Annotated in this window: 26 protein-coding genes and 1 tRNA gene; 11 read left to right on the top strand and 16 right to left on the bottom strand. The window is 67.2% G+C overall.

The window, feature by feature from the left end; translation table 11 throughout:
• The first annotated feature begins 234 nt into the window (after positions 1-234).
• From INQ42_RS01870 to INQ42_RS01860, 3 genes are all read left to right on the top strand, one after another.
• Positions 235-1,230, top strand: a complete 996-nt coding sequence (locus INQ42_RS01870) for a TIGR01777 family oxidoreductase (RefSeq protein ID WP_228064415.1) — start codon at positions 235-237, stop codon at positions 1,228-1,230.
• Positions 1,231-1,263: 33 nt separating this feature from the next.
• Positions 1,264-2,559, top strand: a complete 1,296-nt coding sequence (gene purD / locus INQ42_RS01865) for a phosphoribosylamine--glycine ligase (RefSeq protein WP_194034910.1) — start codon at positions 1,264-1,266, stop codon at positions 2,557-2,559.
• A 105-nt stretch (positions 2,560-2,664) separates the two neighbouring features.
• Entirely contained in the window at positions 2,665-4,641 is a 1,977-nt protein-coding gene (locus INQ42_RS01860) for an MFS transporter (RefSeq protein ID WP_194034909.1), read from the top strand.
• A gap of 21 nt (positions 4,642-4,662) precedes the next feature.
• Here the strand turns inward: INQ42_RS01860 and INQ42_RS01855 are convergent, their stop codons facing one another.
• The 6 genes from INQ42_RS01855 to INQ42_RS01830 form a co-directional block, all read right to left on the bottom strand.
• A complete protein-coding gene (locus tag INQ42_RS01855) occupies positions 4,663-5,586 on the bottom strand; it encodes a cobalamin biosynthesis protein (protein ID WP_194034908.1) in 924 nt (307 codons plus the stop codon).
• A 139-nt stretch (positions 5,587-5,725) separates the two neighbouring features.
• Complete coding sequence (gene nudC / locus INQ42_RS01850) at positions 5,726-6,646, bottom strand: NAD(+) diphosphatase (RefSeq protein WP_194035704.1); 921 nt, start codon at positions 6,644-6,646, stop codon at positions 5,726-5,728.
• Positions 6,647-6,732: 86 nt separating this feature from the next.
• Positions 6,733-7,122: an iron-sulfur cluster insertion protein ErpA gene (gene erpA / locus INQ42_RS01845; RefSeq protein ID WP_194034907.1), complete on the bottom strand. Its 390-nt coding sequence runs from the start codon at positions 7,120-7,122 to the stop codon at positions 6,733-6,735.
• A 59-nt stretch (positions 7,123-7,181) separates the two neighbouring features.
• Positions 7,182-8,090: a DUF6776 family protein gene (locus INQ42_RS01840; RefSeq protein ID WP_228064414.1), complete on the bottom strand. Its 909-nt coding sequence runs from the start codon at positions 8,088-8,090 to the stop codon at positions 7,182-7,184.
• A 68-nt stretch (positions 8,091-8,158) separates the two neighbouring features.
• A complete protein-coding gene (locus tag INQ42_RS01835; RefSeq protein WP_194034906.1) occupies positions 8,159-8,593 on the bottom strand; it encodes a bactofilin family protein in 435 nt (144 codons plus the stop codon).
• Position 8,594: 1 nt separating this feature from the next.
• Complete coding sequence (locus INQ42_RS01830) at positions 8,595-9,269, bottom strand: DUF6776 family protein (RefSeq protein ID WP_228064413.1); 675 nt, start codon at positions 9,267-9,269, stop codon at positions 8,595-8,597.
• Positions 9,270-9,359: 90 nt separating this feature from the next.
• On the opposite strand from INQ42_RS01830, the gene INQ42_RS01825 reads away from it, so the two are divergent.
• Positions 9,360-9,950, top strand: a complete 591-nt coding sequence (locus INQ42_RS01825; protein WP_194034904.1) for a DUF4126 domain-containing protein — start codon at positions 9,360-9,362, stop codon at positions 9,948-9,950.
• A gap of 18 nt (positions 9,951-9,968) precedes the next feature.
• Here the strand turns inward: INQ42_RS01825 and bfr are convergent, their stop codons facing one another.
• The 3 genes from bfr to INQ42_RS01810 form a co-directional block, all read right to left on the bottom strand.
• Positions 9,969-10,439, bottom strand: a complete 471-nt coding sequence (gene bfr / locus INQ42_RS01820) for a bacterioferritin (RefSeq protein WP_194034903.1) — start codon at positions 10,437-10,439, stop codon at positions 9,969-9,971.
• A 128-nt stretch (positions 10,440-10,567) separates the two neighbouring features.
• Positions 10,568-10,771 carry a bacterioferritin-associated ferredoxin gene (locus INQ42_RS01815; protein WP_194034902.1) on the bottom strand — a complete coding sequence of 68 codons (204 nt, stop codon included), beginning with the start codon at positions 10,769-10,771 and terminating at the stop codon, positions 10,568-10,570.
• 106 nt (positions 10,772-10,877) lie between these two features.
• A complete protein-coding gene (locus INQ42_RS01810; protein WP_194034901.1) occupies positions 10,878-11,465 on the bottom strand; it encodes an RNA pyrophosphohydrolase in 588 nt (195 codons plus the stop codon).
• A gap of 148 nt (positions 11,466-11,613) precedes the next feature.
• On the opposite strand from INQ42_RS01810, the gene INQ42_RS01805 reads away from it, so the two are divergent.
• Positions 11,614-11,690 (top strand) — tRNA-Met (locus tag INQ42_RS01805).
• Positions 11,691-11,775: 85 nt separating this feature from the next.
• On the opposite strand, the gene INQ42_RS01800 is transcribed toward INQ42_RS01805, so the two are convergent.
• Positions 11,776-12,291 carry an HD domain-containing protein gene (locus INQ42_RS01800; RefSeq protein ID WP_194034900.1) on the bottom strand — a complete coding sequence of 172 codons (516 nt, stop codon included), beginning with the start codon at positions 12,289-12,291 and terminating at the stop codon, positions 11,776-11,778.
• 6 nt (positions 12,292-12,297) lie between these two features.
• Positions 12,298-12,942 (bottom strand): vWA domain-containing protein, encoded by a 645-nt coding sequence (locus INQ42_RS01795; RefSeq protein WP_228064412.1) that lies wholly within the window; start codon positions 12,940-12,942, stop codon positions 12,298-12,300.
• A gap of 85 nt (positions 12,943-13,027) precedes the next feature.
• Here INQ42_RS01795 and INQ42_RS01790 point away from each other — a divergent pair, with 85 nt between their 5' ends.
• The 3 genes from INQ42_RS01790 to INQ42_RS01780 all read left to right on the top strand — a co-directional run bounded on the left by INQ42_RS01790 (position 13,028) and on the right by INQ42_RS01780 (position 16,747).
• Complete coding sequence (locus INQ42_RS01790; protein WP_194034899.1) at positions 13,028-13,684, top strand: HEPN domain-containing protein; 657 nt, start codon at positions 13,028-13,030, stop codon at positions 13,682-13,684.
• Positions 13,685-13,960: 276 nt separating this feature from the next.
• Positions 13,961-14,824, top strand: a complete 864-nt coding sequence (locus tag INQ42_RS01785) for an isocitrate lyase/PEP mutase family protein (protein ID WP_194034898.1) — start codon at positions 13,961-13,963, stop codon at positions 14,822-14,824.
• A gap of 45 nt (positions 14,825-14,869) precedes the next feature.
• Positions 14,870-16,747, top strand: a complete 1,878-nt coding sequence (locus INQ42_RS01780) for a heavy metal translocating P-type ATPase (RefSeq protein ID WP_194034897.1) — start codon at positions 14,870-14,872, stop codon at positions 16,745-16,747.
• Here the strand turns inward: INQ42_RS01780 and INQ42_RS01775 are convergent, their stop codons facing one another.
• The 4 genes from INQ42_RS01775 to INQ42_RS01760 all read right to left on the bottom strand — a co-directional run bounded on the left by INQ42_RS01775 (position 16,748) and on the right by INQ42_RS01760 (position 18,965).
• Positions 16,748-17,452 carry an RES family NAD+ phosphorylase gene (locus INQ42_RS01775; protein WP_193985696.1) on the bottom strand — a complete coding sequence of 235 codons (705 nt, stop codon included), beginning with the start codon at positions 17,450-17,452 and terminating at the stop codon, positions 16,748-16,750. It lies immediately after the preceding gene.
• A complete protein-coding gene (locus tag INQ42_RS01770; RefSeq protein ID WP_194034896.1) occupies positions 17,452-17,856 on the bottom strand; it encodes an antitoxin Xre/MbcA/ParS toxin-binding domain-containing protein in 405 nt (134 codons plus the stop codon). The genes INQ42_RS01775 and INQ42_RS01770 overlap by 1 nt, the downstream gene beginning before the upstream one ends.
• 79 nt (positions 17,857-17,935) lie before the next feature.
• Entirely contained in the window at positions 17,936-18,610 is a 675-nt protein-coding gene (gene rpe, locus INQ42_RS01765; protein WP_194034895.1) for a ribulose-phosphate 3-epimerase, read from the bottom strand.
• Positions 18,611-18,629: 19 nt separating this feature from the next.
• Positions 18,630-18,965 carry a J domain-containing protein gene (locus tag INQ42_RS01760; protein WP_193985691.1) on the bottom strand — a complete coding sequence of 112 codons (336 nt, stop codon included), beginning with the start codon at positions 18,963-18,965 and terminating at the stop codon, positions 18,630-18,632.
• Between the two features lie 155 nt (positions 18,966-19,120).
• Here INQ42_RS01760 and INQ42_RS01755 point away from each other — a divergent pair, with 155 nt between their 5' ends.
• The 3 genes from INQ42_RS01755 to INQ42_RS01745 all read left to right on the top strand — a co-directional run bounded on the left by INQ42_RS01755 (position 19,121) and on the right by INQ42_RS01745 (position 21,571).
• The gene (locus tag INQ42_RS01755; RefSeq protein WP_194034894.1) at positions 19,121-20,062 is read left to right on the top strand and encodes a phosphoribosylaminoimidazolesuccinocarboxamide synthase; all 942 of its coding nucleotides are present in this window, start codon (positions 19,121-19,123) and stop codon (positions 20,060-20,062) included.
• Between the two features lie 35 nt (positions 20,063-20,097).
• Positions 20,098-20,574 carry an Mpo1 family 2-hydroxy fatty acid dioxygenase gene (locus tag INQ42_RS01750; protein WP_194034893.1) on the top strand — a complete coding sequence of 159 codons (477 nt, stop codon included), beginning with the start codon at positions 20,098-20,100 and terminating at the stop codon, positions 20,572-20,574.
• Positions 20,575-20,683: 109 nt separating this feature from the next.
• Positions 20,684-21,571 (top strand): DMT family transporter, encoded by an 888-nt coding sequence (locus INQ42_RS01745; RefSeq protein ID WP_194034892.1) that lies wholly within the window; start codon positions 20,684-20,686, stop codon positions 21,569-21,571.
• Here INQ42_RS01745 and INQ42_RS01740 read toward each other — a convergent pair.
• Positions 21,568-22,443 (bottom strand): NAD-dependent epimerase/dehydratase family protein, encoded by an 876-nt coding sequence (locus tag INQ42_RS01740; protein WP_228064411.1) that lies wholly within the window; start codon positions 22,441-22,443, stop codon positions 21,568-21,570. The two genes, INQ42_RS01745 and INQ42_RS01740, sit on opposite strands and share 4 nt — an antisense overlap.
• Between the last annotated feature and the right edge of the window lie 5 nt (positions 22,444-22,448).

The raw sequence follows: 22,448 nt of genomic DNA, 5'->3' as shown, positions 1-22,448 counted from the left end.
AATACTAGGGCAGTGGCCGACGCCTTGCATCCGGGGCGGGCGCTGAAAGCGGGTGCCCTGGTGAACGGAATGCACGCGCAAGCGTAGGTGTTTGCAGCGAAACGGCGTGGGTTCGGCGACGGTGCCCAACACGCGGGCTTTCGCCCGGCCCTGATATACACAGGACGCACGCTTGGGCGGCTGTTGGCGCACGCCCGGCGGCGCGCCCGCCGTCCCGCTCTAACGGAGCAGCCCGTGAAACCGATCAGATTCTGCGATGAGCAACAGCACGTCCTGGTGACCGGCGCCACCGGTTTTATTGGCCAGGAACTCGTTCGCGCCCTGCTGGACGACGGCCACACGGTGACCGCGCTCTCGCGTGATCCGGAGCGTGCGCGTTCGCTGTTCGATGGCTCGGTCAACGCCGTTGGCAACATGGCATCTCTGCCGGACGATCATCGTGTCGACGTGATCGTGAACCTGGCCGGCGCACGGATCCTCGGCCCGCGCTGGACGGATCGGCGCAAACAGATGTTGATGCAGAGCCGGATCGGCACCACCCGCAGCCTTGTGGAGTGGATCGCGCGCAGCACGCACAAACCGGCGCTGCTGCTGAACGGCTCGGCGATCGGCTACTACGGCGTACAGCGCCAGGGCGACGACACGCCACTCTCGGAAGACAGTTCACCGCAGCCGGTATTCATGTCGCAGCTGTGCCAGGCGTGGGAGGCGGAAGCCGCCAAGGCCGCCAATTGCGGGGTCCGTGTGGCGTGCATGCGCTTCGGGCTGGTGCTGGGGCACGGCGGCGCGCTGCCGATGATGCTGTTGCCCTTCAAGCTCGGCCTGGGCGGACGGACCGGGACCGGGCGGCAGTGGTTGTCCTGGATCCACATCCACGACCTGCTGCGCGGCATGGCCCATCTCTGGCCGCGCGAGACCACGCGCGGGGAAGAGAGCAGCCAGGCGTCGCCCGCGCCGATCGAGGCCTACAACTTCGTCGCTCCCGGCGCCGTCCATCAGGCCGACTTTACCAACGCCGCGGCCAGTGTTCTCCACCGACCCGCATTGCTGCCGACGCCCGCATGGCTGCTGCGGCTGGCGCTGGGCGAGCAATCCGACCTCGTGCTGGAAGGCCAGCGCGTTGCGCCCACGGCACTGACCGCCTCGGTTTTCGTGTTCGACTTCCCCGATATCCGGCCGGCGCTGGCATCGTTGTGCGGACCCGTCCGGCCGATCGAGCGGGTCGGGTAAAATCGCGGGCCACGCGTCAGGGAACACACCGCAATGAAAATCCTCGTCATCGGCTCCGGCGGCCGTGAGCACGCCTTGGCGTGGAAGCTGGCCGGGTCAGCGCGCGTCTCCGAGGTACTGGTCGCTCCGGGCAATGCGGGCACCGCGACCGAGGCCAAGTGCCGCAACGTCGATCTGGCCGCGACGGACATTGACGGCCTGCTCGAGCTCGCCGCCCGCGAAAACATCGACATGACCGTGGTCGGGCCCGAAGCGCCGCTGGTGGCCGGGGTCGTTGACCGCTTCCGCGCCGCCGGCCACCGGATCTTCGGACCCAGCGCCGCCGCTGCCCAGCTGGAAGGCAGCAAGGCGTTCGCGAAGGACTTCCTCGCCCGCCACGGCATCCCCACCGCGTACTACGCCGTCCACACCGAGGTCGATGCTGCGCTCGCCTACGTCCGCGAGAAAGGCGCGCCGATCGTGATCAAGGCCGACGGCCTCGCTGCCGGCAAGGGCGTGATCGTGGCGATGACGCTGGCCGAGGCCGAAGCGGCGGTCATCGACATGCTGCAGGGCAACGCGTTCGGCGCGGCCGGGTCGCAGGTGGTGATCGAGGAGTTCCTGACCGGCGAAGAAGCCAGCTTCATCTCGCTCGTGGACGGCGTGACCGCGCTGCCGATGGCGACCAGCCAGGACCACAAGCGCGTCGGCGACGGCGACACCGGCCCCAACACCGGCGGCATGGGCGCCTATTCTCCCGCCCCGGTCGTCACCGACGAGATCCACGCGCGGATCATGCGCGAGGTGGTCGAGCCGACCGTGCAGGGCATGGCCGCCGACGGCATCCCGTTTACCGGTTTCCTCTACGCCGGACTGATGATCGACGCCGACGGCACGCCGAAGGTGATCGAGTTCAACGTCCGCTTCGGTGATCCGGAGACCCAGCCGATCATGCTGCGCCTGCAGTCGGATCTGCTCGATCTGATCGAGGCTGGCATCGATGGGCGCCTTGACCAGGAGCAGGCGCAGTGGGATCCGCGACCCTCGCTGGGAGTGGTGATGGCGGCGGCGAACTATCCCGACACGCCGCGTACCGGCGACGTGATCCGTTTCCCGGCCGGCATTCCGCCGGAGACCGACAACGGCGGCGACAGCAAGGTCTTCCACGGCGGCACCAGGCTGGTGGACGGCCGGGTTGTCACCTCCGGCGGCCGCGTGCTCTGCGTGTGCGCACTCGGCGAGGATGTGGCGGCCGCGCAGCGCAATGCGTACCGGGTCGTTGACCGGATTCATTGGGACGGGGAGTTCCACCGCCGCGACATCGGCTGGCGGGCGATCGCGCGCGACTGACATCAGCTCGCGATCGGAGTGGACCAGCGGGCGGGAATGAGTCGCTCGCGCACCGCTGCACGCAACCGGTCTGCTAGTCTCGCCGGCATTATTTCGGGGAATTCCATGGCAGACGGAACGCCGCCGGCAGACGGGACGCCGCCACCGGGCAGCTCGCACAGCCAATACGCACTGCTGCGCCAGCGCCGCTTCCTGCCGTTTTTCCTGACCCAGGCGCTGGGCGCGTTCAACGACAACGTCTACCGGCAAGCTATCATCGGCATGCTGTTCTGGCTGGGGGTGAGCAGCGCCGACAAGACGCTCTACACCAACCTGGCGCCGGCGCTGTTCATCCTGCCGTATTTCCTGTTCTCCGCGCTCGCGGGGCAGATCGCGGAGAAGGTCGAAAAGTCCAGGCTGATCCGGATCACCACGGCGATGGAGATCGCCATCATGTCGCTGGCCGCGGTTGGCTTCATGACCCAGAACCTGACCGTTCTGCTGGTTGCCCTGTTCGGCACCGGCCTGCAGTCGACGCTGTTCGGCCCGGTGAAGTACTCCATCCTGCCGACCGTGCTGCACCCGCGCGAGCTGACCGGCGGCAACGGGCTGGTCGAGATGGGCACCTCGATCTCGATCCTGGTCGGGATGATCATCGGCGGCATGGTGTTCAACGCCGCCGGCGACAACGGACCGTGGGTCGCCGGCGCGCTGGTGATTGCGCTGGCCGTCACGGGGCATCTGGTCAGCCGGGCCATTCCGCCGGCGAGCGCGGGTGCGCCCGAGTTGAAGATCAACTGGAACCCTATTCCCGAATCCTTTGCCGTGTTGCGCCTGGCCAAGAAGCAACTGGCGGTGCGCAACGCGGTGCTCGGCGTGTCGTGGTTCTGGTTCGTCGGCACCGTGCTGACCTCGCAGCTGCCCACCTACGCGGAGGTCAACCTGGGCGGTTCGGCGACGCTTTACATCTTCGCGCTGGCGATGTTCTCGGTTGGCACCGGCGTGGGCTCCTTGCTGTGCGAGAAGCTGTCGGCGCGCACGGTGGAAATCGGGCTGGTGCCCTTGGGCGCGTTCGGCATGACCGCGTTCCTGCTCGATCTGTCGCTCTCGCGGCCCGACGCGGCGGGCTTGACCGGCCTCGACGTAATGGGCTTCCTGCAGCAACCGGGCGGCTGGCGGACCACCATCGACCTGCTCGGCATCGGCCTGTTCACCGGGTTCTTCGTGGTGCCGCTGTTTGCGCTGATCCAGAGCCGTACGCCCAAGTCCGAGATGTCGCGCGTGTTCGCCGGGCTGAACATCCAGAACTCGGGCTTCATCGTGCTGGCCGCGGTGCTCGGACTCACGCTGCAACTGCCGTCCTTCGAGGTGGCTGGCGTGCGCGTGCCGATGCCCGAGCTCGACGTCCCGCAGGTGTTCCTGGCACTGGCCATCGCCAACGCGGCGGTGGCGCTGTGGATCTTCACCATCGTTCCCGAATTCCTGATGCGCTTCCTGAGCTGGATGCTGGTGCGCACGCTGTACCGGCTGCGGCCCAGCGGCATCGACCGCATTCCCGACGAGGGCGCAGCGCTGGTGGTCTGCAACCACGTCAGCTACATGGACGCGCTGATCCTGGCCGCCTGCATCCCGCGGCCCGTGCGCTTCGTCATGTATTACCGGATCTTCCACGTGCCGGTGATGCACTGGTTCTTCCGCACCGCCAAGGCGATCCCGATTGCCGGTGCGCGCGAGAATCCGGAGCTGATGCAGCGTGCGTTCGACGATATCGACGCGGCGCTGGCCGAGGGCGAGATCGTCTGCATCTTCCCCGAAGGCTCGCTGACCCGGGACGGGGAAATCGCCACCTTCAAGGCGGGGGTCGAGAAAGTCCTGGAACGCCGCCCCGTCCCGGTGATCCCGATGGCGCTGCGCGGCATGTGGACCAGCATGTGGAGCCGGCGCAGCGCTCGCGCAGAAGCGGGACGGCTGGGGCGGATGCGCGCCCCGCGTGGCTTCCGCGCGCGGGTCGAAGTGGTTGCCGCGGCGCCGATGGACGGCGCGCAGGTGGATGCCGGGATGCTGGAGGCGAAGGTGCGCGAACTGCGCGGGGATCACGCCTGAGCGCGGTCTGACCTCGTTAGGTCAGCTGACGAACCCGGCAATCACGAACAGCGCCAGCACCGCCAGCCACGCCAGCAGGCTGCGCCAGACCAGGCTCATGGCATCGCGCAGCTCGGGGAGGTCCGGGGGCGCAATGCCGACTGCAGGCGCAACGATCCCGCTCTCGGTGTCTTCCTCATCCGATACCCAGACATCGCCCTGCTCGCTCAGTTCGCTGTTGACGCTGGCCCGCGCCGCGGCGCCAAGGAAGCGGCTGCTGAGCCGCAAGGACGCACCCTCGGCGTTGCGCCACGCGCTCAGCACGCTATCGAAGTTGCCCACCAGCGCGAGTGACAGGGTCATCAACTGCGCCACCGGCCACTCCAGAACCGCCAGCCAGATGCGCGCGCCCTCGCGGGTGGTGGACGGCACCTCGCCGGCGATGGGGCCGACCGCGGCCAGCACACTCAGGCGATAGGTGATCGCGCCCACGGGGCCGAGCACCAGGAACCAGAACAGCACCCCGAACCAGCGTCGCAGGGCGTTGCGGAACACCGCTTCCACCAGGCCGGAGCCGCCACCGGGGGTCTGCGCCTCGGCGACCATCTGCGCGATGCGCTCGCGCCTGCTGGGGCGGTCGGGAGCGTCCAGGATCGCATCGACATCGCGGTCCAGATCACGCGGCCCCCAGGACAGGAACAGCACCGCGGTACCGAACAACAGCCCGGCAATCCCCCACAGCCCGCCATCCACCGACGCCTGCAACACGCCGATGACCAGCACCGGTGGCAGTAGGATCAGCACGACGCCCCAGCGACCCCGCCAGAATCCGTCCTCGCCAAAGCGACCGTTGCACCAGGCGATCAGGTCGCGGTACCAGCCGAAATTGCGGACGGTGGCCGCGAACGACGGTGCCAGATGGCCCAGGACGAGCGCCACGATGGTGGCGATCAGGGTGATGGACATTGGCTGGGTTCCTCCGGGTTCACGCCGCGCAGTTCAGGTCGCGCGATAGCGCGGCGCTTCGATTGCGCACATTCCCCGATTCTAGCGGCACTGCGGGTGCCGGACGCGCGCCGCAGTCGCTGCCGGCGACCGGCCAGACTCAGCGTGGCGTGCTGGTGCGCTTGGCGTCCATCGTCTGCAGCCAGCAGTTGGTCAACCAGCGCGAAATCGAGATGGTGGCTGACAGGCGCAGGCTGCTGCCGTCGTCGACATCACCGGCAGTGGCGGCACGCACCTCGTCCACGCTGAACCAGCGCGCGTCTTCCAGCTCGTCATCGACCTGCGGCTCATCGGGATGTGCCAGCGCAATGAAGCCGAGCATCAACTGACCGGGAAACGGCCACGGCTGTGAGGCCAGGTAGCGGCACGCACGCACGCGCACGCCGGATTCCTCCATGACCTCGCGCGCGACGGTCTGCTCCAGGGTCTCCCCGGGCTCGACAAATCCCGCCAGCACCGAATACCGGCGCGGCGCCCATCCCGGCTGCCGACCCAGCAACAGGCGCTCACCGTCGGTCACCGCGACAATCACTGCAGGGTCGGTGCGCGGGTAATGCTCCTGGCCGCACTGGTGGCAGCGACCGAGCCAGCCGCCGCGCTCGAACCCGATCTCTCCGCCGCAGACGTTGCAGTAGCGGTAGCGGCCACGCCAGTGCTGCAGGGCGCGTGCCTGCGCGTACACGCCGGCCTCGAACGCCGGCCACTCAGCGGCCGCGGTCCGCAGGTCGACGCGCCGGGGCGCGTGCAGGGCCACCAGCTTCGCGTCGAGGCTGAACCAGCCGCGCCCGCTGCCATCGACGCCGAGGAAAATCGCCGCACCGGTGCCGCCGGGTCCCTGGCTGATCTGTGCCCCGGTCGGTGCGAACAGGCTGCCATCCGCTTCTGCAAGCGCGCGGCCGTCGTCGTCCAGCAGCAGCACCCGGGCATTCGCCCACAGCCCGGCCAGTGCCCTCGGATCGCCACGAAGGCGATCGGCACGGTCCAGCGCCCCGTGGCACTCGGGCTGGTCGGCATGCGGCAAAAGCGTGCTGTCGCCGCGACGGAACGCGGCGTCTATCCCGGCAAATGCGCCGGTCTCAACGAATGCGAACGGCGCCCCGTCACCCGTCACGCGGCGAAGGAGGAACCGCAGCCACAGGTGGTCTTCGCGTTCGGATTACGGATCACGAACTGCGCGCCGTGCAGGCTTTCGGTGTAATCGACCACCGCGCCCATCAGGTATTGCAGGCTCAGCGGGTCCACCAGCAGGGTGGCGGCATCGGTTTTCACCGCGAGGTCGTCCTCGGCCTGTTCTTCGTCAAACTCGAAACCGTACTGGAAGCCCGAGCAACCGCCGCCCTGGATGAACACACGCAGCTTGAGCGCGGGGTTGCCCTCCTCGGCCACCAGCTCGGCCGCTTTCGCGGCGGCGGCGGAGGTGAACTGCAACGCGTTGTCGAGCGACTGGTATCCCGGGGCGCTGTCGAGGCCGGGCATCGGAATAAACTGACTGTCCATCCACTCAGGATGGGGGGTTACCAGCAGGCATTCAAGCTCGCCGCGACCTTGCGCGCGCTTCAGTCAGCTTCGGCGGGCGGGACACCGCCCTGCGGGCCGTTGCCGATGACCTCCGACCAGTTGAAGGACTCGCTGATCGGCGAGCCCGACCGCGGTTGCAGCTTGACCGTCACCCGTACCGGCGCGAACCCGTCGGGCAGGAACACGTCGCCCTTGATCTGCTGGAAGTACTTGAACGAGAACGGGGTACCCCCTGCCTCATCCCCCTGGCGCAGCTCGCTCCAGACCAGTTCCTCGCGCTTGCCGTCCAGGGTGCCTTCGATGACCAGGCTGAGCCGGCCGCTGCTGACCGCACCACGGTTGAGGTTCTGGGTCAGGGTGGTCTGGAACTCCCACGCGTTGCCGTTCTGCGGCGACATCCGCAAGGCATGCACGGTCAGGCCGCGGCGCTGCGAGGTCGCGCCGACCAGACGTTCGTAGAAGGCGACGTCGGCGCGGAGGCCGGCGATTTCCTCTTCGCGCTCGGCCAGCGCGCCCTGCAGGTCGCGATTGGCGTCCCGGCTGATCTGGTCGGAGCGGGTCAGGGTGGCGACATTCTGTTGCATCTCGTCCAGGCGGGCTTGCAACTGTTGGTTGCTCTGCTCGCTGGCGCTCAGCCGCGCATGCACATCACCACCCCCCCCAAGCGCGCGCCAGAGTCCCCAGCCGCCGAACAGCACCGCGATGGCAAGCACGCCCCAGAGCATGGCCGCCGGTGGCGCAGACAACCCGGCTGACGGCGGCCTGTGCTCCGGCGCCGGGCCGTGCGCGGTGGAGTCATGCACGTTGGGGTCGCGTCCGCTCGAATCGTGCCCATCCCGCTCGCGCGCGGCCTCGGGCGACTCCGTAGGAGTGTCCGCCGGCGCGAGAGTCGACGAGTCTGCAGGTTCGGTGGGACTGGGTTCCGAAGGCGGTTCGGATGGGTTCATGGCGGGGTATCGGTCGCTCCGCCCCGGCTGGGCGTCTGCGGCCAGCCTACCCCGGTGTTGCTTGAGCGTCAGCCGTTCACGGTCGCCAGGCGGGGCATCCCTTCAGCTTCGGCCATCTCTTCCACACCGGCGTAGGCGTGCTCGGAATCCACATGCAACAGCCGACCGGTCAACACCGAGCCCGCCGCCATCTGCACCACCTTGTAGTGCACATTGCCGTCGACGCGCGCCCTGGAACCCAACTCGATGCGCTCGGTGGCGTACACGTTGCCGTTGACCGTGCCGTTGATCACCATCACCGGCGCGCGCACTTCGCCCTCCACGATGCCGTTGTCGGCCAGGGTGAGGACCGCTTTCTCACCGTCGTCGGCAATCAGCTTGCCGATGACTCGCCCCTCCACGTAGAGACCGCCGCTGAAGTGGAAATCCCCCCGGATCACCACCTGGGCACCGATGAGCGTATCGATCTGGCTGGCGGGAACACTCGCCTTCTTCTTGAGCATGTCAGGTCTCTCCATGTTGCGGTGATTGGGTCCACGCCAGCGCCTGGTCGACGTTGGCACTGCCGCCGCGCAATGCGACGCGCACCCGTTGCGGCGTGAACCCGGGAGGCAACATGACGCTGCCTTCGAGCTGCTGGAAGTAGCGGAACGCGTAGTCCTGCGGCGGCGCGGCGCTGCTCTGGTGGAGATCGGTCCAACCGACAGTGGCCAACTTGCCGTCGCGTACCCCCTCGATGGCGAAGCGCAGCTTGCCGCTGCTGATCGCGCCCTGGGCCAGGTTCTGGGTCAGCACCGCCTGATAGCGCCACGTGCCGGCGCGTTCGGGTTTGAACTCCAGCGAATGCACAGTCAGCCCCTTGCGCTGCTTGGCGGCCGGCCCGGCGACGCGCTCATAGAAGGCCAGGTTGGCGCGCAGGCCGCTGATTTCTTCCTCGCGCTGGGACATTTCTTCCTGCAGCTCCTGGTTGGCGACGCGGCTGATCTGGTCGGAGCGCTCCAGCGTCGCCGCGCGCTGGCTCAGTTCGTGCAGGCTGGCCCTGGCCGCGGCCAGCTCGGTTTGCGCCGTGGCCGCGGCGGTCTTCAGGCCCGGCAGCTGCGGCGCCGCATGCAGACTGGTCGCCGCCCAGACAAGCAGCAGTGATCCCAGCCAGCCGGCGACGAGCGCCGACAGCAACATCGTGCGGCGACCGCGCCGATGCGGCACGATCACATAACGTGTGGTTTCTGTTTTCCCCATACCCGGCCCCGATTCTAGCGAGGTTGCCCGATGTCTGATGCGCACCTGTTCGCAATTGGCGTAGTTCTCGCCTGGTTGGCCGGCGTTCGCGTCTACATGACGGTGTTCGGGATCGGGCTGGCCGGATTCTTCGGCTGGCTGGACCTGCCCCAGGCCCTGGAAGTCACCGCATCGCCCTGGGTGATGGGGATCTCGGGCGTGTTGGCGGCAGCGGAATTCCTCACCGACAAGATCCCCGGGGTGGATTCACTGTCGGACCTGCTGCACACGGTGCTGCGCATTCCCGCGGGTGCGTTCCTGGCCGCGGCGGCGATGTCACCCGACGGCAGCCTCGGGGCGGGCGCACTGGCCACCGGTGCCGGCGTCGCGTTTGCCAGCCACGCGCTCAAATCCGGCTCGCGGGCGGTGCTCAATACCTCGCCCGAGCCGGTGACCAACTGGACGGCCAGCCTCACCGAGGATGTCGCCACCGTAGGCGGGCTGGCACTGGTGTTCAGCTACCCGTGGGTGGCCTTCGGGCTGGTCGTGGCGACCAGTATCGTGCTGGCCCTCGTGCTGTGGTGGGTCTGGCGCATGATCTTCCGCCGTCGCCGATCCGCCGCCGCGACCCCACAGCGTTGAGGGTTACTTCAATCCGGGTTACTTCTGGGTACGGGTCAGCAGGTAGTTCTGGTCGCCCAGGCGGTCCATCAGGCCGAGTTGGGTTTCGATCCAGTCGACGTGCTCTTCCTCGGACTCCAGGATCGAGACAAACAGCTCGCGGCTGACGTAGTCGCTGACACTTTCGCAGTGGGCAATCGCGTCGCGCAGCAGCGGCAGTCCGTCCATCTCGAGCGCCAGGTCGCAGTTGAACACCTCTCGCGGGTTCTCACCGATGCGCAGCTTGCCCAGCGCCTGGAAGTTCGGCAGCCCATCGAGGAACAGGATCCGCTCCGCCAGCTGGTCGGCGTGCTTCATCTCGTCGATGGATTCCTCGTACTCGTGGTCGGCCAGTTCCTTCAGGCCCCAGTTCTTCAGCATCTTGGCGTGCAGGAAATACTGGTTGATCGCGGTCAGCTCGTTGTAGAGCGCCTTGTTGAGGGACTCGATGACCTTGGCGTCGCCCTTCATGGCAATGCTCCGTTTTTGCGTGGGGATCTCACCACTCTAAACGGTCATGCCATGGATCGGCGGAATGCGAATCGGGTGCAGCTGCAAGCGCGAACCATTGTCGCCTGCAGGATCAGCGGCGAAGGTTCTCAGGCGGCTTGTCGAAGCACCGGCAGTGGCAGCGCACGCGCGGCGCGGGTCTCGTCCAGAATCTCACTGGCCATGTCCACGCAACTGCCGCAGCACGAACCGGCGCCCGTGCGCATGGTGAGTTCGGCCATGGAGTCGCAGCCCGCCTCGGCGGCCTGGCGGATTTCGTGATCGGTGATGCCGTTGCAGATACAGACGTACACGTTGACTGGACCGGGTTGGCAGCCGGATCGGCTACGATCGCAATCACACTACAGATGCGAATGATTGTCAATCAGCTGCGGGTTCGGGTTCAGTCTGGAGCGCGTTTCAGCCGCCCTTGCCGCCCTGCGCCGGGTGCTGTCGCGTGGGACGGGGCCTGCTGCGATGGCGCGACCACCCTGCCAGGACCGGCCCGGCTGGCGGTACTGCCTGATCACCGGCGACGTGGCGCGCGAACGGGGCGAGGTGCTGCAGTGCACTGGCATAGACGTGGCGTTTGAACGTCACCACATGCTCCAGCGGGTACCAGAAGTCGACCCAACGCCAGTGGTCGAACTCCGGCTTCTCAGTGACGTCCAGCTGCAGGTCGGACTCCTTGCCCGTCAGCCGGAGCAGGAACCACACCTGCTTCTGGCCGATGCACACCAGGCGATCGTTGCGACGGATGGAGCGCTGCGGGAGGCGATAGCGCAGCCAACCGGGCGTGGCGCCCAGCACTTCGACGTGGTCGGGTTGCAGGCCGGTCTCTTCGCGCAGCTCGCGATACATCGCCTCCACCGGCGTCTCGTCGGTGTTCATCCCGCCCTGCGGGAACTGCCAGCCATCCCTATGCACCCGCCGCGCCCAGAACAGGCGTCCGTCGGAATGCATCAGCACGATGCCTACATTGGGGCGATAACCGTCCGGATCGATCACGAGACGGACTCCGGATTGGACTGACTCTGACTCTGCCACGCCCCCCGCCATCCCACAAGCGACGGGGCCCGGTCCAGTCAGGTTTGACAATGCCCCCCGGCGCGCTCAAAATTCCCGGCTCGCTGCGCGCTTGCGGCGGAAGATCGTCGGCTATGTAGCTCAGCCGGTTAGAGCACAGCACTCATAATGCTGGGGTCGGTGGTTCGAGTCCACCCATAGCCACCACACGACGATGACTCCGGGTCGAGACCCGGAATGCCGGCCAACCCCGCGGATCTGCGGGGTTTTTTGTGGGCGATGATCGGAGACGCTAGTGCGCCATCCGGTGGATGCGGTCCCGGTGCGCCACGCCACGACGCCACGCACGCGCCAGGTAAGCGGGATCACGGGCGGGAGCAGTGCACAGGCGGCGCGGGTCCGGGCGGATCCCCACCCTCCCCAGGTCCAGCCTGTCCGCGTCCCAGCACGCCATGACGGTCGGATCTGCCAGTTGGTGCCCGTCGCTGTGCCCCTGGCAGGCGGCCACCAGCAAATCGAGAGCCGGCGCATCAAGCTCAAACCTTCCTTTGGATCGAAGCCAACAGGCATAGTCGGCCGCGCGGGAACCGTGTTCGGGATCGGTGTACTCGTTCTCCCGCTGCGAGTCATGCAGGAACGCGAACAACTCGACGACCCGCAAATCCGCGCCCACCGCCCGGCCAACGTAGAGGCCATGGCGATAGACGCGCGCCCAGTGCGGGAAGCCATGGTGTCCAGTCCAGTCGAGCCGGAATTGGCTGCGGATCTCGCGCAGCAGGTCCGGCGACACGGCCCGATCGTGCTTCATCAGCTGCTAGTCCGGATTGTCCTGGGCTTTCCGATCCACCTCATCGAAAGCCACACACGCCGAAACGCCTGACCGCCGATCGAGAATCCTCGCCGAGGCCGCTGACCAGGCCCGATCGTTGCCCTGCTTGGACTTGTTGAACATCAGCCGGGACGAGAGTTCCACCCCCATACGGTCGGCATCTTCGAATGCTTCAAGATCAGCGCTGAGGAAAACAAAATCCCACCCAATCTTTTTCTTTGCTGCGATCAACTTCGACAACCGGGCCCGATCAAACTCGCGGCTGGCATTCTCCTGCCCGTCAGTGACCACCACGAAGATGACTTTGTTGGGCCGCTCGTCGTCAGCCATCCCCGCCAAGCCCGCCTCCAGCTCGAGGATGCCCTGCCCCATGGCGTCGTAGAGCGGCGTTGCGCCCCGAGGTACGTACTGGGCCAGGGTCAGCGGCGGCACATCGGAAATGCCGACGCCGCGGTGCAGCACCTCGTAGGGATCCTGCGAGTCGAATTGCACCAAGGTGAAAGTCGCCGGATCGGGGCTGGCTTTCTGAGCCGCGAGGAACGCATTGAATCCCCCCACGACGTCGTCGCGAATGTCCTGCATGGATCCGGTGCGGTCCAGGATCACGCTGATATGGCTGCGGTCGCTCATCTCACTCTCCCCCTGTGGTTGACATCAGGTGCGACGATGCAGCAAAGACGTCTCACACATTGCGACACGTTCAGGGGGAAATGTCATGACGTTCAACGCAGAAGCGCTCAAGGCCAAACACCGACACGTCAGGGATAACCAGCCCGAGAACCTGCGGGTGCGGATCCATCGGGCGATCAGCTGGCTGGCGCGGGCCGAGCAGGAAACGGCGGACCTGGATGCGCAGTTCATCTTTCTGTGGATCTCATTGAATGCCGCCTATGCGGCCGACTTCGGCTTCGAACAAAGCGAGCGTGAGCAGACGCGCGCCTTCATTGGCAGAGTGCTGGCGAATGATCAGGAAGGCCGCCTGCAGGACGCGGCGTTCCAGAAGTTCACTGGCCCCATCCGCACGATGATCGAGAACCGGTTCGTGTTCGAGCCCTATTGGCGGGCAATGCGCGAGCACGACAGCAGCGATCGTTGGGAAACCCAATTCGCCGCCAGCAAGCGGGTCGCCATGAAGGCGCTGATGGGACGGCAGACGGATGTGGTGCTCTCCATCGTCCTGGATCGGCTCTACGTCCTGCGCAACCAACTCGTCCATGGCGGCGCGACCTGGAACAGCGGCGCCAACCGCGCCCAGGTCCGGGATGGTGCATCGATCCTCATGACCCTCATGCCGATCATCATCGACCTGCTGATTGATGACCCGGCAAAGGAGTTCGAGGGAGTTGCCTATCCGCTGGTTAGGGAGTTCTAGTCACCGTTCTGCGTCGGTCGAAAACCCGATGGAAAAGAGGGACCGATGAGTAGCCTCAGGTCGCATTCGAAGCGACCCCCAAAACGGATCCTCCTGCCCGTGCGAAGCTTGAGCGATATCCGCTTGATCGACCTTCAGGCGAGCGCGGGCATAGCCCACCGAGACTCGGTATCCTCTGACCCGCCCAGCCCAAATGTCCGGACATCCCGCGCCCCGAGCGCGGGCACCGGCGCGTGGCGCTATACCTCTTCAATTCCCCGCCTTTGATCCGTGCGAATGAAAACCACCCTCAAGCAACGCCTGCAGCAGCCAAACGCCATCCTCGTGCCCGGCATCTACGATGCCTTCACCGCGTTGATCGCGGAGCAGACCGGGTTCGAGGCGCTGTACCTTTCCGGCGCCTCCATCGCCTACACGCGGCTGGGCCGGTCCGATATCGGTCTGACCACTGCGACCGAGGTCACTGACACCCTGGCGCGCATCACCGAGCGGGTCCGCACGCCGGTCATCGTCGATGCCGACACCGGCTTCGGCAATGCGCTCAACACGCAGCGCACGGTGCGCGCGTTTGAACGCGCCGGCGCCGCGATGATCCAGCTGGAGGACCAGACCTTTCCCAAGCGTTGCGGGCATCTGGACGGCAAGGGCGTCGTTCCGGTCGGGGAGATGTGCGGCAAGTTGCGCGCGGCGCTGGACGCGCGCAGCAGCGAGCAGACCCTGATCCTCGCGCGCACCGACGCCGTTGCCGTGGAAGGTTTCGAGGCGGCGCTGGACCGTGCCGAGGCGTACCTGGAGTGCGGCGTGGACGCGCTGTTTATCGAGGCGGTCCGCAGTCGCGAGCAGATGGACATCGTCTGCGCCCGCTTCGCCGATCGGATCCCGCTGCTGGCCAACATGGTCGAAGGCGGCAAGACCCCGGTGCAGAGCTCGGACGTGCTTGGCGAGATCGGCTACCGGATCGTGATCTTCCCCGGCGGCACCGCGCGCGCGGTGGCGCATACCCTTCGCGGCTACTATGCCAGCTTGCACAGCCATCACAGCACCGCGCCGTTCAAGGACGCCATGCTGGATTTCGACCAGCTCAACGAGCTGATCGGCACGCCGGAACTGCTGGCGCTGGGGCAGCAATACGAAGGCTGAAACCGAACACGCCGTAATGAGCGGCTTGGGAGCTTGACCGACAGCATGAACAAAGTCGCCAGCCTGACCAGGCGCTATCCGATCGTCGCCCTCACCCTGCTGGTCGGCATCATCGCCGGTGCGATCGAGCTGTTCGGGCAGGGCGTCCTTGCCGAGCGCAACGTCGCCCGCTGGCTGATCAGCGCGTTCGCGCTTGCCATCGCCGCGTCGCAGGCCGTAGGGATGCTGCGCAACCTGCTGGCCGGGCGGATGGGCATCGACGTGCTGGCGATCATGGCGATCATTGCCACGGTGTCGGTCGGCGAATACTGGGCCAGTCTGGTCATCGTGCTGATGCTGTCCGGCGGCGAGGCGCTGGAGGAGTACGCCGCCGGCCGCGCGCGCAGGGAGCTCGGCGCCCTGCTGGATCGTGCGCCCCGCGATGCCCACCGCATGCTGGGCGAGGATGGTCAGGTCGAGGACGTCCCGGTATCGGAGGTGGCCATTGGCGATCGCCTGCTGGTGCGGCCGTCGGAAGTCGTTCCGGTGGATGGGGTGCTGGTGTCGGCGAGCGGCAGCTTCGACGAGTCATCGCTGACCGGCGAGAGCCTTCCGGTCGAGCGCGGCCGCGGGGCCGCCGTGCTCAGCGGCTCGCTCAACAGCGAGGTTGCGGTCGTCATCGAGGCCACGGCGGCGGCGAGCAACAGCCAGTACCAGCGCATCGTCGCGCTGGTCGAGGAGGCCGCGGAGAGCCGGGCGCCGCTGGTGCGGCTGGCGGACCGTTTCGCCGTGCCCTTCACCTTCGGATCGCTGCTGATTGCCGGGATCGCCTGGTGGGTGTCCGGGGACCCGGTGCGATTTGCCGAGGTGCTCGTCGTTGCGACCCCCTGCCCACTGCTGATCGCGGCCCCGGTCGCCTTCATGGGCGGCATGAGCCGGGCCTCCCGGCACGGCATCATCGTCAAGGGCGGTGGCACGCTGGAGCAATTGTCGCGCGCGCGCACGGTCGCCTTCGACAAGACCGGTACCCTCACCTACGGGGACCCGACCGTGGTCGCGGTGCAGCCCGCCGCCGACTTCGAGCAGGACGAGCTTTTCACCCTCGTCGCCTCGGCCGAACAGTACTCCTCGCACGTGCTGGCCACGGCGATCGTGGAAGCGGCGCAGGAGCGCGGCCTGACCCCGCGCGAGGCCGCGGAGGCGCGCGAGGAGGCGACCAACGGCGTCGTCGCAACCATCGACCAGCGCGAAGTCGTGGTCGGCAAGCTGGCGTTCGTCGCGTCCTTCGCACCCGAGGCGCGCGCGGCGTCGATTGCCAGCGGCGAGCTGGCGGTCTACGTCGCCGTCGATGGCCGCTTCGCCGGCACGATCCTGCTCAGCGACCGGGTCCGGGGAAATGCCCGCTCCACCATCGATCGGCTGCTGTCGCTGGGCGTCGAGCGCGTCCTGATGCTCACCGGCGACGCCGACGCCACGGCCCGCCACGTGGGCGGCGATCTCGGGATCGGCAACATCCAGGCCGAACTGCTGCCGGAAGACAAGGTCCGGATCGTCCAGGCGATCAGCGAGCGGCCGGTGGTCATGGTCGGCGACGGCGTCAATGATGCGCCGGTGCTTGCGGTGGCCGACGTCGGCATCGCCATGGGCGCCCGGGGCGCGACGGCGGCGAGCGAGTCGGCCGATGTGATCATCACCGTCGATGACGTGTCGAAAACCGCGACGGCAATGGCGATCGCCCAGCGCACCATGCAGGTGGCGCTGCAGAGCATCTGGCTCGGTATCGCCTTGAGCGTCGGACTGATGTTGTTCGCGGCGTTCGGGTTCCTGCCGGCGATCCTTGGCGCGGCGCTGCAGGAAGTGGTCGACCTTGCGACGATCATCAACGCATCGCGAGCGCTGGGTAACGCGCGAAGCGATCGGCGGCTGGTGTCCTCGCGATCTTGATCAGCGTGAGCGCCGCAGCTCGCTGATGTGCAGGCGCTGGTCGACCACACCGGGGGTCCGCTCGATTGCGACCGTCTGCGTATCCAGGTCGATCCGGTAGGTCAGGTAGTACGCCAGCGCGGCGTCGGAGAGCGGCACGGCGCGGAAGGCGGCCAGGCACTCGCCCTCGGGCCAACGGGCCGAGGGATAGACCAGCCCGGCCAGCCCCTGGTTGGCGGCATACCGGCCGATCGGCTGGGTCGGCGCGTAGTCATCACCCACCAGTTCGGGGAAGGCGACCTCCTTGCCGCGAAGGTCGGCAAACAGCCCCCGCGCCCGCACCGTGTACACCGCCCGGTAGCGCACGAACACGGTTTCCGGCGGGTCGATCAGGTCGTTGCCCTGGCGCAGCGCGTGCCAGCACGTCTCCGCGCGCGCGGTTGCGTCGTCGAAGGCGCCGTACCAGACGCGGATCGTGCCGTCGCCAAAGCGCGAGCCTACGACCGGGTCGCTGGCGAAGGGGTAGTCGATGGCCTGCGAGTAATACAGGCCGCGCTCGATCACGCCCGGGGCGGTCTTTCGCACGGCCATCTCGGCCGCGATCGCCGCGTCCTGGCCGGCCCGGTCGGGCACCAGATCATCGAAGAGATTTTCGCTGAGTCGCAGTGAAGTGATGTTCCGGAACAGCTGCGCGTCCACGCGGGACAGCGTGTCCAGAACCTCCACTACTGGCCCCGCTGGAAATCGATGAAGCGCGCGATGCGCGCGACCCCCAGCAGGCCGTCGGTCAACATCACTTCCAGCGGCGTGTGGCCTTCCAGCACCCGGTTGCGCAGTTTCACCCAGCCAAACCGCAGGGCCTCGCTTTCCGGAAAAAGCAGGCGCAGGCCTTTGTGGATGCCCAGCAGGTAGCCGACCCGGGCCAACGTGTCGGGCGCGTTAGGCAGCGCTCTTTCACCACGACGGTACTGCGGCAGGACCTTCCGGCTTTCCGGACTCATGCCGAGCAGGATCAACTGCTCCTCAGCCGAGAGTCCCCATTTTTCGAACAGCGCCGCCACCGTGCGCGCCAGGTCCTTGCGGGTCTGGTCGGACTGGAGATTCAAAACCTCGTTGGCGGGGACGCTCACGGACCTCTCCTGTGTATGCGTCACCTATACTCGGGGATAGATCCCCATAAATCAAGTCAAGCCAAAACTGTCCGCGGTTTCATTCCCGAATGCCTTCGACCGCCGCCTTCATCCGCCCGATCACTTCGGCGTAATCAGGCGCGTTGAATATCGCCGAGCCGGCGACAAACGTATCGGCGCCGGCCTTGGCGATCTCGGCGATATTGTCGGGCTTTACCCCGCCGTCGATTTCCAGGCGGATCGGCTTGCCGATGGCATCGATGCGCTGGCGCGCCTCGCGCAACTTGTCCAGCGTCGCGGGGATGAAAGACTGGCCGCCAAATCCGGGATTGACCGACATCAGCAGGACCATGTCGAGGTCCTCCAGCACCCAGTCCAGCACGTCGAGGGACGTCGCCGGATTGAGCACCACGCCGGCCTGGCAGCCGTGCGACTTGATGATCTGGATGGTGCGGTGGACGTGGCGGCTGGCCTCGGGATGGAAGCTGATCATGCTGGCCCCGGCCTTGGCGAAGTCGGGCACGAGGCGATCCACCGGCTCGACCATCAGGTGGACGTCGATCGGCGCGGTGACGCCGTGCTTGCGCAGCGCCTGGCAGACCATCGGCCCGATGGTCAGGTTGGGCACGTAATGGTTGTCCATCACATCGAAATGGACCCAGTCGGCACCGGCCTTGAGGACGTTGTCGACTTCCTCCCCGAGGCGGGCGAAGTCGGCCGAGAGGATGGACGGGGCGATGACGGTAGGCTGCATGGCGGGACTCGTGGAAGGCTCAGGCGCGCGGACGTTTGGATTTGATCTGCTTGTAGGCGCGGTTGATCTCGCCGGCCCGGATCTCGGCCTGCTTGCGCAGCTCATCGGCGACGCCGGGCATCCGATCAGGGTGGTATTGGGAGATCAAGCGGCGATAGGCCTGCTCGACCTCGGCCTGGGTGGCCTCCGGGGTCAGGCCCAGCACGGCATAGGGATTGTCCCGGCGCAGCTGGAACCAGTCGGTGTCGAACGCGTGGCCGATCAGCAGGCCTACCAGGCCGCCCAGCAAGGGGTTGAACCGCAGCAAGGCGGCTCCGGCAAACAGGCCCAGCAGTTTTCCATACCAGCGTTTCATCGCGCTCCGGGGACGGTCGTGGATCGATCGCCAGTGTACCTGCACGCCGCCCCGACCCGGCGTACACTGGCCGGCCCTGTCGCGCCGGCGCGCGAATCCAGCGGCGCTCCGCGGCAGGTTTCTGCAATGCTGTGCGTGACACCGAGGGGCTCCATTTGTCCACGACCATGCTGCGACGTTCGCTATCCGAATCCGATCTGCCAGGCCTGCCGCTGCGCCACCGCGGCAAGGTCCGTGATGTGTTCGACCTGCCGTCCGCGTCCCTGCCTGCCGACACTCCGCCGGGTGACTACCTGCTGATCGTCGCCACCGACCGCTTGAGCGCGTTCGACGTGGTGCTGCCCGATCCGATCCCGGGCAAGGGCGAGATGCTCTGCCAGATCAGCAATTTCTGGTTCGACAAAACCGAGCACATCGCGCGCAACCACCTGACCGGCATCGATGTCGCCTCGGTGCTGCCCGCCGGTGTGGATCCGTCGCTGTACGTGGGCCGCTCGGTGGTCGCCAAACGCCTGAAGCCGGTGCCGATCGAGTGCATCGCCCGCGGTTACGTGATCGGCAGTGGGTGGAAGGATTACCAGCGCACCGGTCGCATCAGCGGCATCGAATTGCCCGACGGCCTGCGCCAGGCGGAAAAACTGGCCAAGCCGATCTTTACTCCCTCCACCAAGGCCGACGCCGGCGAGCACGACGAGAACATCGACTTCGATACCGCCGTGCGCCTGTGCGGCGCCGAGCTGGCCGAGGCGGTGCGCGATGCGACCCTGCGCCTGTACCGCTTCGCCGCCGACTTTGCCGCCGAGCGCGGCATCCTGCTGGCGGACACCAAGTTCGAGTTCGGCACCGACGTCGACGGCCATCTGTATGTGATGGACGAGATGCTGACGCCGGACTCCTCGCGTTACTGGCCGGCGGACGAGTACCAGGTCGGCAGCAGCCCGCCGAGCTACGACAAGCAGATCGTGCGCGACTACCTGGAAACGCTGGAGTGGAACAAGATGCCGCCCGGACCGGTGTTGCCGGCCGGGGTGATCGAACGCACCCGCGCGCGCTACGCGGATGCGCTGCAGAAGCTGGCCGGCATCAGCGTCGACTGATGGCCGGCGCGGAACCATCGCAGGGAGCAGGTGACATGGGCGCAGGCACGCGCAGGATCGACCGCTGGTTTGCCAGCTACTCGGACGACCATCGCAACAGCACCAACCAGTGGATCCACGTGGTCTGCGTGCCGGCAATTGCCTGGAGCGTGGTGGCGCTGCTGTGGTGCATCCCGGCCCCGGGCACCTGGTTCCGGCCCGGATTCTGGGCCGGCCTGGCGATCGTTGCCGCCACCTTGTTCTATTACCGCCAGTCGCGCCGGCTGGGACTGGGGATGCTGGGGATGTTCCTGCTGATGGCCTTGCTGTCGGGCTACATCTTTGAGACCCACGGCATGCGCGCGCTGCTGTGGAGCGCGATCGCGGTGTTCGTGGTCGCCTGGATCGGCCAGTTCGTCGGTCACAAAATCGAGGGTCGCAAGCCCAGCTTCCTCACCGACCTGACCTATCTGCTGATCGGCCCGGCCTGGGTGCTGTCCAAGCTCTACCGCAAGATGGGCCTGTGCTACTGAGCCATGCCGGCACAGCACTTCCGGCACGATCGCGCACGTTTTTCCGCAGTACGTTTCCCCGCAGTACCACTCCCCTGCCCGCACCGCGGGCGCAATTCGTTGAGCCCGCATGTCCCCGCGTGATATTTCCCTGGTCCTGCTGATCTGTTTCGCATGGGCCGGCAACTTCCTCACCTCGGCGATCGCGCTGCAGGAGATTCCGCCCTTCCTGTTCACCGCGCTGCGCTTTGCCGCGCTCGGTGCCGCCCTGGTGTTCTGGACCAAACGGCCGCCGCCGGGGCAGTGGCCGCGGCTGATCAGTGTGTGCCTGTGCATCGGCGTGGCCCACTTCGGCCTGAGCTTTGTCGCCCTGAAGATGTCCGGCGACCTGTCCTCGCCGGCGATCGTGGTGCAAAGCTACATCCCGATGACGGCGATCCTGGCGTGGGTCGTGCTGGGCGAGCGCTTCGCCTGGCGTACAGGCCTGGCGATCGCGGTGAGCTTCGCCGGCGTGCTGGTGCTGGGACTGGATCCCTCGGTGCTGGGCAACTGGATGGCAGTGCTGCTGATGCTCGCGGCCGCGCTGTTCCTGGCCATCGGCACGGTGTTGATGAAGGGCCTGAAAGGGCTGGACACCTTCAGCATGCAGGGCTGGACGTCGATCATCGCGATCTTCCCGCTGCTGGCGATCAGCGCGGCGATCGAGCCGGGCGGCTTTGCGACGCTGCCGTCGGCGAGCTGGGTGGCCTGGGCCTGCGTGGTCTACGCCGCGCTGGTGTCCTCGCTGCTGGGCCACGGCCTGTACTACGTGTTGATGCAGCGCTACCCGGTCGCCCAGGTCACGCCGTGGCTGCTGCTGACGCCGGTGATCGCGGTCGGGCTGGGCATCGCGTTCTGGGGTGACCGCCCGGGGCCGCGGCTGTTCATCGGCGGCGCGATGGTGCTCGGCGGTGTGCTGGGCGTGGCGCTGCGGGCGCTGCGCAAGGCGCGCACGATGCCGCTGGCGCGCGATATCTAGGGACGGCGGAACATCGCATCGACCGGCTCGAACGGTCGCGGACAGTAGTCGAAGTCGCGCTGCGCGGGACCGGGATCGAAAACAAGATCGTCCTGCATGCGTGCGATCGCGGCATCGCCGAGCCCGCTGGCCCGGCCGCTGATGCGGGCAGCGTGCAGCGCCAGAGCAAACAGCGGACGTGGCAGTTCCAGCAGGCGTGCCGGCGGCTGCAGGCAGGCCAGCACGCGCGCCACCATCTCGCGATAGCTCAGTGACTCCCCGCCCGGCACCGCGTAGGCGCGGCCGTGGCTGGCCGGGCGGTCGAGGCATGCCAACGCGGCTTCGGCCAGGTCGGCCACGTGCACCGGCTGGCGTAACCCGGTCGCGCCGCCTGGCAGCGGAAACCACCCCCAGCGCCGCGCCAGCGCCGCAATCCGGGTCAGGTTGGCGTCGCGGCCCACGCCGTAGACGAGTGTCGGGCGCAGGATGGTCAATGCGGCGCCGCGCTCCTTTGCGCGGGCGAACAACGCGTGCTCGGCGTTGGCCAGCCGTGCCGCCAGGTCGCGCTCGAAGGGGTCGTCGGAGCGCTGCTTGGTCTCCACGCTGGTGGAGCCGAAGGCCACCACCCGCGCCGCGTCCATTCCGGCAGCGGCGTACCAGCGCGCGAAGCCGTCCAGCGGACCGCAGCTGAAGATCGCGTCGACCCGCGCTGGCAGGGCGGGCGGTGCGTCCAGCTCGCCGGTGAGCCAGCGCACGCCGTTACCGGGCTCGTCCGGGTTTTCTGGACGGGCCTGGCGCGACACCGCAGTCACCCGCCACTCGGCCGGCGCCAGGCGCGCGAGCAGTGCACTGCCGATCTGGCCGCTGCCACCAAATACCAGGGCCTCGCGCATGGGTG

The sequence above is a fragment of the Lysobacter avium genome (assembly GCF_015209745.1).
GTDB classification, from domain to species: domain Bacteria; phylum Pseudomonadota; class Gammaproteobacteria; order Xanthomonadales; family Xanthomonadaceae; genus Novilysobacter; species Novilysobacter avium.
The sequence above is the reverse complement of the archived record's forward strand: the minus strand, read 5'-3'. Positions and strand labels throughout refer to the sequence as shown.

What these genes read in the sequence shown, in the direction of transcription:
- INQ42_RS01860 (WP_194034909.1), top strand. Translation starts at nt 2,665, where the DNA reads ATGGCAGACGGAACGCCGCCGGCAGACGGGACGCCGCCACCGGGCAGC.
- INQ42_RS01835 (WP_194034906.1), bottom strand. Translation starts at nt 8,593, where the DNA reads ATGCTCAAGAAGAAGGCGAGTGTTCCCGCCAGCCAGATCGATACGCTC.
- INQ42_RS01830 (WP_228064413.1), bottom strand. Translation starts at nt 9,269, where the DNA reads ATGTTGCTGTCGGCGCTCGTCGCCGGCTGGCTGGGATCACTGCTGCTT.
- INQ42_RS01745 (WP_194034892.1), top strand. Translation starts at nt 20,684, where the DNA reads ATGTCCCCGCGTGATATTTCCCTGGTCCTGCTGATCTGTTTCGCATGG.
- INQ42_RS01795 (WP_228064412.1), bottom strand. Translation starts at nt 12,942, where the DNA reads ATGAGCGACCGCAGCCATATCAGCGTGATCCTGGACCGCACCGGATCC.
- INQ42_RS01825 (WP_194034904.1), top strand. Translation starts at nt 9,360, where the DNA reads ATGTCTGATGCGCACCTGTTCGCAATTGGCGTAGTTCTCGCCTGGTTG.
- rpe (WP_194034895.1), bottom strand. Translation starts at nt 18,610, where the DNA reads ATGCAGCCTACCGTCATCGCCCCGTCCATCCTCTCGGCCGACTTCGCC.
- INQ42_RS01780 (WP_194034897.1), top strand. Translation starts at nt 14,870, where the DNA reads ATGAACAAAGTCGCCAGCCTGACCAGGCGCTATCCGATCGTCGCCCTC.
- erpA (WP_194034907.1), bottom strand. Translation starts at nt 7,122, where the DNA reads ATGGACAGTCAGTTTATTCCGATGCCCGGCCTCGACAGCGCCCCGGGA.
- INQ42_RS01855 (WP_194034908.1), bottom strand. Translation starts at nt 5,586, where the DNA reads ATGTCCATCACCCTGATCGCCACCATCGTGGCGCTCGTCCTGGGCCAT.
- bfr (WP_194034903.1), bottom strand. Translation starts at nt 10,439, where the DNA reads ATGAAGGGCGACGCCAAGGTCATCGAGTCCCTCAACAAGGCGCTCTAC.
- INQ42_RS01760 (WP_193985691.1), bottom strand. Translation starts at nt 18,965, where the DNA reads ATGAAACGCTGGTATGGAAAACTGCTGGGCCTGTTTGCCGGAGCCGCC.
- purD (WP_194034910.1), top strand. Translation starts at nt 1,264, where the DNA reads ATGAAAATCCTCGTCATCGGCTCCGGCGGCCGTGAGCACGCCTTGGCG.
- INQ42_RS01750 (WP_194034893.1), top strand. Translation starts at nt 20,098, where the DNA reads ATGGGCGCAGGCACGCGCAGGATCGACCGCTGGTTTGCCAGCTACTCG.
- INQ42_RS01740 (WP_228064411.1), bottom strand. Translation starts at nt 22,443, where the DNA reads ATGCGCGAGGCCCTGGTATTTGGTGGCAGCGGCCAGATCGGCAGTGCA.
- INQ42_RS01785 (WP_194034898.1), top strand. Translation starts at nt 13,961, where the DNA reads ATGAAAACCACCCTCAAGCAACGCCTGCAGCAGCCAAACGCCATCCTC.
- INQ42_RS01840 (WP_228064414.1), bottom strand. Translation starts at nt 8,090, where the DNA reads ATGAACCCATCCGAACCGCCTTCGGAACCCAGTCCCACCGAACCTGCA.
- INQ42_RS01790 (WP_194034899.1), top strand. Translation starts at nt 13,028, where the DNA reads ATGACGTTCAACGCAGAAGCGCTCAAGGCCAAACACCGACACGTCAGG.
- INQ42_RS01800 (WP_194034900.1), bottom strand. Translation starts at nt 12,291, where the DNA reads ATGAAGCACGATCGGGCCGTGTCGCCGGACCTGCTGCGCGAGATCCGC.